Consider the following 14,343-nt stretch of genomic DNA (forward strand, 5'->3'; position numbering starts at 1 on the left):
GGTCAGTTTTTTTGCTTGTATTTTTCTTCTTAAAACATTGAAATAATTGATATATATGATATATTTATTAGTGTTATATAGTTATAATCAAACCAAGGCGTATAACAATAAACATTATCTTCAAGCATAATGATCGAAGGATGGTGCAGCCTATATGCCATACACCCCAATAAAGCTGGAAACCCTTAAGCAAACGCTAGATCGAATCGAAAATCATATTTACCTGCCGGTAGCTCCTCTTTCGGCCATCGCATACGTAACGAAGGAGCCCGTAACCTTCGAGCAAAGAATGTCGGGACAGTGTCTTGAAGTTCGCCCGGGAGAGAAATGGGGAGAACTGTGGGACTGTGCCTGGTTTCATTTCCAGGGTCAAGTGCCGCGAGAGGCTGCGGGAAGCAAGGTCGTGCTGCTGATTGATGTCAACGGAGAGCTATGTCTTGTCGATGAGGAAGGAACACCGACGCAAGGGCTCACAAACGTGAACTCGGAGTTTGACTTAACGCTTGGCTTGCCTGGCAAACGGGTCGTGCAGGTCGTATCTACCGCAACGGGGGAAGAAGTTATCGATCTCTGGGCTGACGCTGGCAATAACGATTTGTTTGGGCGTTACCGGAGCGGAACGCTGAAGGAGGCTCAAATAGCCATCTGCAGTGAGGAAACGAGACAGCTATTTTACGATTATGAGGTGCTGTTCGATCTGGCCAAGCATCTTGAGGATCAATCAGCAAGAAGAGCACGTATCCTTCAGGCCCTTTATGACGTTCATCTATTGCTCAGGGATATGTGCGATGAGAACGTGGCGCAGGCTAGACGTATTCTAGCTCCGTCATTAAGCAAGCAGGGCGGGGATCCAACACTGACGGCTACTGCAATTGGTCATGCGCATATCGATCTGGCGTGGCTGTGGCCTATTCGTGAGACTTACCGCAAAGGGGCTCGGACTTTTGCCACTGCACTGCGGATGATGGAGCAGTATCCCGATTATGTATTCGGAGCCAGTCAGCCTCAATTATACGAGTGGATCAAGCAGCAGCATCCGAAGTTATACGCTCAGGTCAAAGAACGCATAGCGGAAGGACGCTGGGAAGTGCAAGGTGCCATGTGGGTTGAGCCGGATTCCAACATTGCGGGAGGAGAAGCGCTTGTAAGGCAAATCCTCTTAGGGAAACGTTTTTTCCAGCAGGAATTCGGTCAAGATATGAAGATGCTATGGGTTCCCGATATCTTTGGTTATTCGGCTAGCTTGCCGCAGCTTCTGCAGAAGTCTGGGGTAGATTATGTGATGACGCAGAAGCTGTCCTGGAACGTTCATAATGATCATCCGCATCATACGTTTTTCTGGGAAGGACTTGACGGAAGCCGCGTGTTGACGCATTTGCCGCCAGAAGATACCTACAATGGCCCTGCGCTGCCAAGGTCGATTCTCAAAGCCGAAAGGGATTACTTGGATAAAAACGTATCCGACCATTGCCTTGTCGTGTTCGGAATCGGAGACGGCGGCGGCGGACCAGGAGAAGAGCACTTAGAGCGCCTTCAGCGCGAGCAAAATCTACAAGGGCTTATCCCGGTGAAACAGGAGCCTGCCCTGAACTTTTTTGAGAAGCTGGCTATGAATAAAGAGAAGTATAAGACGTGGAAAGGTGAGCTCTACCTAGAGAAGCACCAAGGGACGTTCACCAGTCAGGCTCGCAATAAACGATTTAACCGGAAAATTGAGAAGGCGTTGAGAGAGCTGGAATTCGCTGCTTCTCTTCATTTCACGTACGGCAACGAATATCCGTCCGAGGAGCTTGAAACGATCTGGAAGGAAGTGCTTTTGTACCAATTCCACGATATTTTGCCTGGTTCTTCTATTAAGCGTGTATTCGATGAATCCCTTGCACGATACGAAATTTTACTAGCTAGAGTAACGGAGCTAACCGATCAAATGTACCGCGGCTTTGCATCCTCCATAGGGACGCAGGGAGCAGAACGTCCGATGGTCATCTTCAACTCCCTTCCATGGGAGCGCCGCGAATGGATGCAGTTGGACAATGAATGGATGCAGGTAACGATTCCTGCAATGGGCTATCAGGTTATAGATTCGGCTGCTTTATCTCTTGTATCATCATTCGAAGTAACGTCAATGAGCGATACACTAGAGAACGAATTGATCAAGATTGCGTTTGGTGCGGACGGAAGCATTCTTTCGATCTTGGATAAAGAGTTGGGTCGTGAAGTAGTCGCTGCCGGTGAAGCAGGGAACGTGTTATCCATTTATCATGATGACGGCGATGCTTGGGATTTCCCTGAAGATTATGCGGGAACGAAGCCTGCGCAGATGAAGCTTGTGCAATCGAAAGCTTACGTCAACGGACCCAAAGCAGTGGTTGAGCAGGAGTATCACTACGGCAAGTCAGTACTCACACAGAAAGTTATTCTGACGGCGGGCAGCAAACGAATCGATTTTGAAACGGATGTCGACTGGCAGGAAGATAGCAAAATGCTGCGAGCGTCTTTCCCAGTCAACGTGTATGCCGATCAAGTGAATTGCGAAATTCAATTTGGTCATCTCAAAAGACAGACTCACCAAAATACGTTGTGGGATTACGCTAAGGACGAAATTTGCGCTCATCAATGGATCGATCTTTCCCAACCGGACTTTGGTGTCGCTCTTTTGAACGATTGCAAGTATGGTTATAGTGTTAAAGGCAACGTTATGGATATTAACTTACTTCGCAGTCCATCGTACCCCGATCCAACTTGCGACAGGGCGCGCCATCAGTTCGTATACGCCATATTGCCGCATGAAGGGGATTTCATTGAGGCGGAAGTCTACAAGCAAGGCTATGAATTAAATGCTCCGATATCCGCGGTTCTGGCTAGCGCAGAAGAAGGCGGACTGCCGAAGAAGTATTCCGGTTTTGAGATTGAAGGCGCCAAAGTCATGATTGAAGCGGTGAAAAAAGCGGAGGACGAAGACGCTCTCGTAGTTCGGCTTTACGAAACGTCGGGAGCGAATGGTGATATCAAGCTTTCGGTTCATCTTCCTCACCGAGAGGCAGTGCTAGCAGATTTGATGGAAAACCCATTAGAGTCGCTGAGCGGCGATGAAGGACACTACCAGCTTTCCTTTACACCGTTCGAGATTAAAACCGTACTCATCCGCTTGTTACATTAAGTGCCGAGCTAGCTCTTCCAAATATATCGATACCAAAGAGCCCGATAACCGCGTTTCACTAGAAACGAGATGACCGGGCTCTTTGTGTTGGTCCCTCTTTCGACGGGAGAGGGGGAGTTACTTACTTCTTGTGTTCCGCTTCATATTCACTGGCGAATTCCTCCAGAGACTTCACCTTACCATGTGGATGCTGAGCTTGTTTGCGGCTTTTCCATGCTGCTTCATCGCGGCGTTTCGAGTGGCTCATAGCTAAAAACCTCCTATGGTATGCGGATGGGTGCTGCATTAAATAAAATGCGATGGTTGAGCTTATTTTATGCACCGATGCAAACTCTTTCCATGAAAAAAAGCTCCACAAGACCAGCGAAGGTCCTGTGGAGCTTTTGGATGATCTATTCCGTAGCAACGGATTGGTCAGCTTGCATGTTGACCGGGGAGATACGGATGAAGTTAGCTTCAAGATTGCTTAGCAAACCTTCGATTTTTGCAGCTGCATCGGATTGACCGGATTTAGCAAGCTCAGCGTGGTAAGCTGTGAGCAATTCAGTAAGATCTTTTTTACTTTGTACGCCAATGGTTTCAAGTTTTACTTTCGCGCCTTTGGCAATACGACGTTCGATTGCTGCTTGATCTAGACCCATTTCTGGAACAAGACGTTGGTAGATCACGCCGCCTGTCATACCAGCGCAAATCCATGGACCTGGATCGCCCATAACCACGGCACGGCCGTTAGTCATGTACTCGAACGCGAAGCCTTTGAGGTTCGCACGAGCGGCAAGTCCGCCAAGCTCATCACGAAGTGGAGTTGTAATCTCTCCACCGAATACAACGTCTGCACCAGAGAAACGGATACAAGCACGTGTATCTGCGCTGCCTTGAATCAAGAATAAGCCTTTCTGTGCGCCGTAACCAAACGATTTACCAACGCTGCCGTTGATGAAGGTGTTGTTTTTGCCAAGTGATTTAACAATGGCAACTTTACCACCGAAGGCCATTTTACCAAGACCATCCTCAGCGCCGCCGTGAACAGTAATGTCTACTCCGCGAGCATTGAAGGCAGCCAGACCGTTTCCTGGTACGGAACCGTCGATCAAGTTCAGCGCAACTGTCGGTAATTCATCGTAGCTGCCGTCGAAACGATCTCTTACGCGATGGCTGGAGTAACGAGCTCCCAGAATACGGGACTCGGCGTCCACTTTGGACCAGTTGCGTACGATTGGAGCATCAAGAGCCAAAGATTCTGGGAAGAATTCTAGGCCTTCTGCACCTGCAGCGATTCGGATATCGGATGATACAGCTGCTTCTTCCATTGCTCTTTCAGCATCAGAGATGAACTGAAGTGGAGCCGGACGAAGAATGTCAGATAGATCGATGCGCTCCAAGTGGCTGATTTGCTCAAGCAAGTCAGAACGGCCTACGAGATCTTGCAAGCTGTTGAAACCAAGGGAAGCGACAACTTCGCGTACTTCTTCACCAATACCGCCAAACAAACGAACCAAGCTGTCAACAGCTACGTCGAATTGACGAGGTACGAAACGGCGAAGCCCTTTTTCTTCCGCTTCTTCCATGGAATCGATTTGTGTAGCAATACCAACATGACAAGTATCTAAGTGACAGCCGCGGCAAGTTGTACAGCCGATCGATTGCATCGCGATACTACCGAAACCTGCACGGTTCGCACCGAGCATAACCATTTTAACAACGTCAGAACCTGATTTCAGACCGCCATCGGACCACAGCTCAACGCGGTGACGAAGACCAGCTTCAATCAAAGCAACGTGAGCAAGCTTCGTACCGATCTCCGTAGGAAGACCAACGTGCGTCAAGGAGTGAATACGAGCCGCACCTGTACCACCGTCAAAACCGGAAAGCGTAATTACGTCAGCGCCTGCTTTCGCTACACCGACCGCAATCGTACCGATACCTGGTACAACCGGGATTTTAACAATGATTTTCGCTTTACGACCGCTACCTTCTTTAAGCTCGGAAATGATTTGCGCCAAATCCTCGATCGAGTAGATATCATGGTTGTTAGAAGGAGAGATCAGGTCAGAACCAATGGTTGCGTTACGAGCAGCAGCGATTTTCGCTGTTACTTTGGATCCTGGCAAGTGACCGCCTTCACCCGGTTTAGCCCCTTGACCGATTTTGATCTCAAGGAAAGCAACCGCGTTAGCTAGTTCTACGTTAACACCGAAACGTCCGGATGCGACTTGCGCACCGCGCGTTTTTTTGTAACGGCCGAGCATATCTTTAATCTCTCCGCCCTCGCCGTTCATGGTAACCATGTTCAGGCGTTCGCCGGCTTCAGCGTAGGCACGGAAAGCTGTTTCATTTTGTGAACCGAATGACATCGAAGAAATCAACATCGGCAAGGAATGACCGCCAATGGAGATATCAACTTGTGACGGATCGAGTGCCTTACGGCCTTCGCTCAGTGCTTTGTTAATGTTGAATCCAGCAATATGACGAATGGAAATCGGGTTCTTCTTCTCTTCTTCACGCAGTTTATCGCGGTAGTCGCTATAAGGAGCAGCGCCGGAAGCGGCGTCGCCTAATGCTTTCCACATACGTTGGAAGAAACGGAAGTTTTTCGCTGCTTTTGCTTTTGGATTTGTGTAGTCTGTATAACGTAATTCGGCATCAGCTTCGAGTTGGGCAAAGCCAGTTCCCGCTTTTTCGCTGCCGAGGTAGTTCACGATATCTAATACTTCAGCAACTTCCGGATGGAAGCCGATGGAGGAGAAGAAGCGTGTGTAACCGCGAAGCTCATGAGTACCGATCGTGGAAATAACTTTCTCAAGACCTTTCGTCAGTGCTGCATACACTTTACGTGCTGCTGCAGCATTGCCTTCTTTATCAGAAGCTGTTGAGAACAACAGGTATGGTGAGATAACGTCTGCGCCAAGACCGCAAGCAACAGCGATATCATGCAAGCTGCGAATTGCAGCGGAACGCAGGACCAAAGTAACATGGCGGCGCAAGTTGTCGCCGAAACCGAGCTTTTCCGCACGAAGTGCGATATCGATTTTGGAAACAGCAAGATGCGGCTCAAGCCACAAACGGTCATTTTGATGAGCTTCTGCATCGTCAAGAACGATCAGTGCAGCGCCATTGCGGGCAGCAGCGATAGCAGCAGCAGCTAGAGCGTCCAAGCCATCGCTTAGAGAAGTTCCGCGAGCGAAAGTACTGGAAAGCACGGCTACAGCATTGTCTCCTTGTGCACGGAACAGAGCCAACAATTGCTCATAAGAAGGTTGTGACAGGTGCTCTTCGCTATCTACGCCATTCGTACCTTCGAGTACAAGTGGAGCTAGAAGCTCAAGACGCAGGTTGTTATCTACTTGAGCATAAACAGGAGTACGAGTACCGGCAATGATACGCGTGGAGAAATGCTCCATCTCACGGTCACGGTCAATCGCTGGGTTCGTAACAACCGCTACGCTTTCTTTAATAAAGTCAGGCACGTTCTGGCGTTCCCAAGCAAGAGCAGCGTGAGGTGAATCGTGACCCAGGGAGCGGATAGGCTCTGCACCTGTTTCAGACATTGTTTCGATGTGTTGAATACCGTCACGATCCCAACCAAATGCACTATACAATTGGTCAGTCGCTACAATGTTCTCATTAAGCTCTGCTTGAGTATCTGTTGGGACATGATTCAGATATTTGCGAAGTCCGCCAATATTGAGACGTTTGCTTGCGCGCTCGTACACTAGTGTTTGCACTTCATGGTAAGGAATAACTTGAACGTGTTCGCCTGGTGTCAGTACAACACCCACTTTTTCACCTGGTGCAATTGGTTTCGGATCAGCAACCATTTCGCCAACCGTAATAACACCCTGCTCCGAGGAGAAGTATAAGGAAGAATCGCTCTCAACCATCCATACTGGACGAAGACCAAGCGCATCCACGCTGAAAATACATTCGTTGCCATAACGAGAAACGATACCAGCAGGACCTTGTGCAAAATGGCCCCATACTTGGCGGTAGTACACATATAAATCTTGAAGTTCCGGACGGAACTGTTTCATTTCATTAATAATAGGAGGGAATACCATTTCCATCGCTTCGAAAAGGGACAATCCAAAACGGTGAATGAACGTTTCAATCGTTCTGTTCATATCTTGAGAGTCAGAACCGCCGCTTACGAGCGGAACACCAACCATGTCTGCTTCGATACGAAGTTTCTTAATCGTGTTGATTTCACCATTATGCCCGAGCAGCGAGAACGGTTGTACACGGAAGAAGCTGGACAAGGTGTTAGTGGAATAACGGTTGTGACCGATTGTAACTTGGGAAGCAAATAAAGCATCACACGTATCTTTGAAGTATTTAGGAAGAATGCTTGCAGCTCCTAAAACTTTGTATGCAGATGTTACATTGCTTAGTGTAGCAACGTGAACGTTATATTTATCTTCAATAGCAATGTGCAATTCAAAAAGGTGATCGGCCACTTGGCCTTCTGTTTTATTGCTAATCGCTGCGATTTGCCAGAAAGTTGGCTCATCGTTCAAGCCGTTAGGGCCTAAAACGCTGCTATCGACTTGATTCTCTTGCTCAAGAATGATGGAAACATCATGGGCAGCAAAGAGCTCACGAATGCCATTCTGGATTTCGGTAACGGTCAGGTCAAGCTTGCGTGGAACAAAGATATGTCCAACAGAAAAACGGTTGTCGTAGGCAAGCTTGCCTTCAAGACCCGCATCTGTTAATTTCTTTTCCCAAAGAGCGCGTGGAATATCCGTTAAAATCCCGCAACCATCGCCTTCACCGTTAATAAAACCCGAACGATGTTCCATTTTTACAAGGGCTTCAATCGTTTTTTGGATGTTATCACGGGAAGGGTGACCATTCTTTTCAATAATACAAATAATACCGCAGCTGTCGTGTTCGGTTCCTAGTAGATCTTGAAAACGGCCTTCATTACGCATCAATTCATTCATCGCTCTGGTCAGTCGCCTGACCGTCACCTCCCATACATATTTAAACTCCTCTTGCACTACGCTTCTTGCATTCTGCATTGATGAGCCCGCAACCCTAGCATTTTCAAGGAATTACCCACAAAGGGGTCAAAACCGAAATATGCAAGAATGTGAATAAAAATGCAATATTATTGAATAGCATACCAATTTTAAGGAAATAATCCCCTCAAAATGAGGCTCTAATCGACCTGTAATAAAGTAAGGCATCACACACAAAAATCGGCAAAGAATTTGTAAATCATGCCCTAACTTTCTAGGAAAATACTGCGAAAACAAGACATTTCGCGAAAAGGGTAAAAGTAATCTTAGAATAGCATGAAAAAGATCATCCGACAATAGTTGCAGATCGAAATCACAAATGTAAGCGTTACCTTTTTTGCATACTGGTGAATAAAACCATATTTCTCATGGCATAGGGCACTGTTAAAATACGAACGAACTAGAATCCATATAGGATCATAGTTCGTTTCTGGGACATGTAGTGATAGAAGTTGGAGCTGTTTAGGCTTGAGAAAGTGGTTGAGTTTGTTAGAATGGTGACCGAAGAGCAAGGGCATGAGTTGGGCAGGAGTAAGAGGATAGGGCAAGAGCAAAGCAAGAGCGATGGCAAGGGCAGGGCAGGGCAGGGCAGGGCAGGGAGAAGAGCAAAGCAAGAGCAAGGGCAGGCAAGAGCAAGAGGACAGGGCAAAAGCTAGAGCAGGAATGAGAGCAAAGGGTAGGAGCAAGAGCAAAGCAAGAGCAAAGCAAGAGCAAGAGCAGGAGCTGGAGTTGGGGTGGAGCATCTATCAGGGAATCAAATGGTTCTATTGGAGAAAATCCAATGGAAGTGCCTTAAAAAGTGGAAAATCACAGATTTCAATGGATTTTTTCCAATGAAATCTGTGATTTTAGAGGGGGGAAGTCGATTTCATTGGATATTGTCCAATGGAGATTGGGGTGGGTTCATGTTGTTCGGTAGTTTGACCTAGTTTACGTAACCCGAAATACCTTCCATTAAACCAAACACCAAATCTGTAATCACTCATAGCACCTAACTAGTAGCATCTAACCCGCAATCACTCATAGCACCTAACTAGTAGCATCTAAGCCGTAATAACTCATAGCACCTAACTAGTTGCATCTAACCCGTAATAACTCATAGCACCTACTGGTAGCATCTAACCCGTAATAACTCATAGCACCTAACAAGTAATATCTAACCTGTAATAATTCATAGCACTAAACTAGTAACATCTAACCTTTAATAACTCATAGCACCTAACTAGTAGCATCAAGTCCGTAATAATTCATAGCACCTAACTAGTAGCATCTAACCCGTAATAACTCATAGCACCTAACTAGTAGCACCTAACCCGTAATAACTCATAGCACCTAACTAGTAGCATCTAACCCGTAATAACTCATAGCACCTAGCAAGTAATATCTAACCTGTAATAACTCATAGCGGCTAACTTGTAGCATCTAACCGTAATAACTCATAGCACTTAACTAGTAGCATCTAACTTTAATAACTCATAGCACCTAACTAGTAACATTTAACCCTCTACCAGACCGTAAAACCTAACCTCTAACCTCTAATTTCAAACCCGTCATCTTAGCGCATTTTCATGGTTTTGAAAGCTTGGTCAACGGCATTGAGCGTCTGAGCGATGTCTTCATCTGTATGGGCGATGGTCATGAACCACGCCTCGTATTTGGACGGAGCGAGGTTAATGCCTTGCTCCAGCATAAGTCGGAAGAAATCAGCGAAGCGTTCGCCGTCGGTATCCTGTGCTTCGTCATAATTCGTGACGGGATGGTCACAGAAGTGGGTGGAGAAGGCGCCGCCGATGCGATTGAGCGTCAAGGCGATGCCATGCCTTGCGGCGGATTCTGCGATGCCGCCGGCAAGTGTTGCGCCAAGCTGCTCGAGCTTGGCGTAGACACCAGCCTGCTGGAGCACCTCCAAGCAGGCGATGCCGGCCGAGATGGAGGCGGGGTTCCCCGCCATCGTGCCGGCTTGATAAGCAGGTCCGAGCGGAGCGACCTGCTCCATCACGGCCTTGCGGCCCCCGTAGGCACCGATCGGCAGCCCGCCGCCGATCACTTTGCCGAGGGCCGTAAGGTCCGGCTCCACGGCGGCGAAGCGCGCCGCCGCCTCGGAAATGCCGCCCTCCACGAGTGGGAGGCCGGGGTAGGTCTGTGCCGCTCCATAATGGAAGCGGAATGCCGTGATGACCTCGTCGTAGATGACGAGGGCACCGTATCTGCGAGCAGCTGCGCAGAGCTGCTCGAGGTAGCCGGCATGGGGCATGACCATGCCGAAGTTGCCGACGATGGGCTCCACCATCACCGCGGCGATCTCTTCCCCCCAACGCGCAAGCGCGGCCTCGAGTGCCGGAATATCGTTGAACGGCACCGTAATGACCTCTTGCGCGATGCTCGCAGGCACGCCCGCGCTGTCCGGCGTGCCTAGTGTGGACGGCCCGGAGCCGGCCGCCACAAGCACGAGATCCGAGTGGCCGTGGTAGCACCCGGCGAACTTAATGATCTTGGTGCGCTTCGTAAAGGCGCGCGCCACGCGAATCGTTGTCATCACGGCCTCTGTGCCGGAGTTGACGAAGCGTACTTTGTCGAGCGAAGGAATCGCCGACTTCAGCATCTTGGCGAACTCGATTTCGAGTTCGGTCGGGGTCCCGTACAGCGTCCCGTTCTGAGCGGCGCGGCAAATCGCCTCGGTCACATGCGGATGCGCATGACCGGTAATGATAGGGCCATAGGCGGCGAGGTAATCAATGAAGCGATTCCCGTCTACATCCCAGAAGTGTGCGCCTTGCGCTCGCTTCATGAAGACGGGCGCGCCGCCGCCGACGGCTTTGAATGAGCGGGAAGGGCTGTTGACCCCGCCAACGATATGTTTCAATGCTTCTTGATATAACTGCTCGGATTGTTTTCGTTCCATTAGAAAAATCATTCCTTTACGTAATGTAGTCGTATATCTCATTATTTATGTAGTCGTTTATCGTCTTACAAAAAGCCCCTACTCGAAGGGCGCTAAGCCCTCTAGCCAAGTAGAGGCATACAATATCAATTGATTAATTAACTTCGCACCATCCCAGAGCATCATCAGTCGATACTCAGCTGCAACGCTTCATCACTTCGTCGCCTTCACCGAAGACTTCGGTGTAGGCGAAGGCGATGGCTTCGTAGGACCAGAGTCTGCCTCAGCCTTTCCTGCAAAAAGGTCTCTCACATAAAGCTGCAGCTTCTCTTTGTTCGCCGTAATGACAGCGGCGCCGCGGACGTTTTTCTCGATCAGCAGATCGGTTGGCGGCAATTGGGAGCTGACGATTCCGTCAGCTTTCGCCTCAAAACCAAGACCACCAAGCTTCAGCATATCCGTCACACTGAGGTTCGTATCGATATAAGGATCGATGGCATTTAGAATTCTTGGCAGCTTAATTAAGGAAGAAGTTGTTTGCATTTTTTGTGCGACCGCAGTTAGGAACTTCCTCTGACGTTCTGTACGTGAGAAATCGGACAAAGCATCGTGTCGAAAGCGTACATACTGCAAAGCGGTTTTGCCATCGAGATGCTGAAGCCCTTTTTTCAAATTAATATCATAGACATGATCATCTTCCGAGTCCGAATATTTCATATCTTTTTCGACGTCAATATCAATCCCGCCAACGGCATCAATAAGTGCAATGAATCCTTTAAAGTCGGTATAAACATAGTACTGAACAGGGATGCCGAGCAAATCGCTTACCGTTTTCATCGCTAAATTCGGTCCACCTGATGTAATGGCTGTGTTGATACGATCTTCGCCTTCGCCTGGGATCTTCACATAGGTATCTCGAAGGATAGAGAATAGGTGAGCCTTTTTGGTTACGGGATCAATTGAAGCTAGCATTATACTGTCTGAGCGGGGCAGCTCATTCTTCGTCATCCCACGCGAATCTCCGCCGAGAAGCAAAATGTTGACTCGCTGTTTGCCTTCCCATTTAGGTGGGATAAATTTATCCCCTTTATCTTTAATATTCTGGGCAATCATGGTGCCGCTGCCTTGTGGATTGTCCGATTTATGGGAGATATTGTTCGCGAAATTATAGAAAGAATAAGAATAATAACCAGCTACTACCATAAGCAGCAAGCCAATCAGGAGCAAGGTTCGTTTTATGATTCTCAAGGTTCTGCGCTCCTTTCGTAGGTAGAGGTAATCTGTACTTTTTTTTCTTACAGAATTCATGTATCATGAGTGTGTTGTACATTTCATCTTTATGATCCATATTATAGAGGTTATGAAACTTCGATAGCAAGTTACGGCGATTTTTGCCATTATATGTAGCCGAGTCTACACAGACAGGGGGTAAGTTCATGTTAGCAATTGATGTTCAAGATCTGCGCAAGGAATTTCAAGTTCAGCAGAGCCGCGGGGGTTTAAAGGGTGCATTTCAAGATTTATTTCAAAGAGAGTATAAGCAAATTACAGCTGTAAAAGACATCAGCTTCCAAATTCCAAAGGGCGAAATTTGTGGATATATAGGTGAAAATGGAGCTGGCAAGTCTACTACCATTAAAATGCTGACAGGTATTCTAGTACCTACATCAGGACATATCAAGGTCAATGGTTTCGTTCCATTTAAAGAGCGCGAGAAATTCGTAGCCGGAATCGGTGTTGTTTTCGGTCAGCGCAGTCAGCTCTGGTGGGATATTGGTGTCGTCGAATCCTTTCAACTATTGAAAAAGGTGTATCGCGTGTCAGAAGCCGATTACAAAAAGCGTCTCGACGAGCTTGTCGATCGTCTGCAATTATCCGATTTGCTATCACGTCCCGTTCGTAAGCTAAGTCTAGGTCAGCGAATGCGCTGTGAGTTAGCGGCTTCCCTTATTCATAATCCAGCGATTCTGTTCCTCGATGAACCGACCATTGGTCTAGATATCGTAGTAAAAACAGAAATTCGCGAATTTCTCAAATCGCTTAATCAGCGTTACGAAACGACGATCTTGCTTACAACGCATGACCTGCAAGATATTGAAGCATTATGTTCCCGTGTTATCATGCTCGATGATGGCCGTATTATTTATGATGGCGGACTCGAAGAGCTGAAGGTGAAATGGGGCAAAGGCAAGGAAGTCGTGCTGCAATTTGAGCATCCTACCACATTGGCTCGTCTTCAAGAGCTTACGCGAGGCTTAGATGTTGCTTGGCAGCTTGAAAATGAGCTGTCCGCCAAAGTGTTCATACCACACGAACGAGCCAATGTTTCTGAGGTGCTTAGCCGCGTAGTCGGCGTTTTGCAAATTCAAGATATCAAAATCAATGAAACGAATACGGATGATATTGTCCGTGAAATTTATAAAGCCGGCTCAGCCGATGTGAAACGTCAAGATGAAGTGCCGCAGCCAGAGGGAGTCGCGTCTCATGCTTAGTGCTTATTTAGAAGTTATCCGCATGCGATTTCTCATGATGCTCGCTTACCGTGTTAATTATTACAGCGGCATTTTGATCTATGCACTCAATATTGGTTCTTATTATTTTGTATATAAAGCAATTTATGGTGAGCAAGCTATCATTGGCGGCCTGACACTAGGTCAGATGACGACTTATGTGGCCATTTCTTGGATGGGGCGCGCTTTTTACTTCAATAACTTAGATCGTGAAATTGCTAATGAAATTCGTGACGGCAGTGTAGCCATCCAATTCATTCGTCCTTATAACTACGTTTTTGTGAAAATGATGCAAGGATTGGGAGAGGGTGTATTCCGTCTGCTTCTCTTCACAACACCGGGAATGATCTTCATATGGCTTCTCTTGCCTATTGAATTCCCAACCGATCCAGGCCTGTGGGTTATCTACTTCGTGATGCTGTTTTTCAGCTTTCTGATTAATACGCAGCTTAATATCATTACGGGATTATTCGCTTTTTTCTTGGAAAACAACGAAGGTCTTATGCGCATGAAGCGCGTTGCTGTCGACTTGTTCTCTGGTTTAATTATTCCGATCTCCTTTTTCCCAGGATGGTCCAAATCGGTCTTAGAGTGGCTGCCTTTTCAAGCGATTACTTACTTGCCGAGCGCTGCTTTCACAGGAAAAATTACAGGGACTGCGATATTCCAAAGCCTTGGCGTCCAAGTGCTGTGGTTCCTGGTCTTAATTATCCCGATCTATGTCCTGTGGGTTAAATCCAAAACGCGTCTTTTCGTACAGGGGGGTTAGCA

At 47.6% G+C, this 14,343-nt stretch carries 7 protein-coding genes; 3 read left to right on the forward strand and 4 right to left on the reverse strand.

The window, feature by feature from the left end; all coding sequences use genetic code 11:
* Positions 1-154 precede the first annotated feature (154 nt).
* Positions 155-3,160: an alpha-mannosidase gene (locus ASD40_RS11840; RefSeq protein ID WP_057303490.1), complete on the forward strand. Its 3,006-nt coding sequence runs from the start codon at positions 155-157 to the stop codon at positions 3,158-3,160.
* A gap of 121 nt (positions 3,161-3,281) precedes the next feature.
* Here ASD40_RS11840 and ASD40_RS38560 read toward each other — a convergent pair whose 3' ends face one another.
* From ASD40_RS38560 to ASD40_RS11860, 4 genes are all read right to left on the reverse strand, one after another.
* The gene (locus tag ASD40_RS38560) at positions 3,282-3,407 is read right to left on the reverse strand and encodes a DUF6254 family protein (RefSeq protein ID WP_235549231.1); all 126 of its coding nucleotides are present in this window, start codon (positions 3,405-3,407) and stop codon (positions 3,282-3,284) included.
* 145 nt (positions 3,408-3,552) lie between these two features.
* Positions 3,553-8,091 (reverse strand): glutamate synthase-related protein, encoded by a 4,539-nt coding sequence (locus ASD40_RS11845; RefSeq protein WP_200957402.1) that lies wholly within the window; start codon positions 8,089-8,091, stop codon positions 3,553-3,555.
* 1,645 nt (positions 8,092-9,736) lie between these two features.
* Complete coding sequence (locus tag ASD40_RS11855; RefSeq protein ID WP_057303493.1) at positions 9,737-11,083, reverse strand: glutamate-1-semialdehyde 2,1-aminomutase; 1,347 nt, start codon at positions 11,081-11,083, stop codon at positions 9,737-9,739.
* 192 nt (positions 11,084-11,275) lie between these two features.
* Positions 11,276-12,265 (reverse strand): LCP family protein, encoded by a 990-nt coding sequence (locus tag ASD40_RS11860; RefSeq protein ID WP_057303517.1) that lies wholly within the window; start codon positions 12,263-12,265, stop codon positions 11,276-11,278.
* A 233-nt stretch (positions 12,266-12,498) separates the two neighbouring features.
* Between ASD40_RS11860 and ASD40_RS11865 the strand changes: the two genes are divergently transcribed.
* Positions 12,499-13,554: an ABC transporter ATP-binding protein gene (locus ASD40_RS11865; RefSeq protein WP_057303494.1), complete on the forward strand. Its 1,056-nt coding sequence runs from the start codon at positions 12,499-12,501 to the stop codon at positions 13,552-13,554.
* Positions 13,547-14,341 carry an ABC transporter permease gene (locus ASD40_RS11870; protein ID WP_057303495.1) on the forward strand — a complete coding sequence of 265 codons (795 nt, stop codon included), beginning with the start codon at positions 13,547-13,549 and terminating at the stop codon, positions 14,339-14,341. The genes ASD40_RS11865 and ASD40_RS11870 overlap by 8 nt, the downstream gene beginning before the upstream one ends.
* The last annotated feature ends 2 nt before the right edge of the window (positions 14,342-14,343 follow it).

This window comes from Paenibacillus sp. Root444D2 (assembly GCF_001426375.1).
In the GTDB taxonomy this organism is placed as follows: Bacteria; Bacillota; Bacilli; order Paenibacillales; family NBRC-103111; genus Paenibacillus_E.